Source organism: Arthrobacter sp. Y3221087 (assembly GCF_059089905.1).
In genome coordinates, this window is sequence record NZ_JBNHFE010000036.1 from 1 (window position 1) to 261 (window position 261).

Annotated in this window: 1 protein-coding gene; it reads left to right on the top strand. The window is 61.3% G+C overall.

The window, feature by feature from the left end; translation table 11 throughout:
* Positions 1-119: L-serine ammonia-lyase, iron-sulfur-dependent, subunit alpha (locus AC5RUO_RS20045; protein WP_494012257.1), on the top strand; the 119-nt coding region annotated here is incomplete at its 5' end.
* Positions 120-261: the final 142 nt, after the last annotated feature.

Below are 261 nucleotides of genomic sequence, written 5' to 3' on the forward strand. Positions count from 1 at the left end.
CGCACCGCGTCTCCCTGGACGAAGTCATCATCACCATGCGCGAAACCGGCAAGGACATGAGCGACAAATACAAAGAAACCGCCATGGGCGGCCTCGCCGTCAACGTCGTCGAATGCTGACAGCCAGCAAACCGCGGCAAGAACCACGAACTAAGGAAGCAACCATGACACTGGCACCCGAAGGCCGGAAGATGCTGCGGATCGAGCAGCGCAACGCGGCCGTCCCGGTGGAGCGCAAGCCGGACTGGATCAAGGCCAAGGT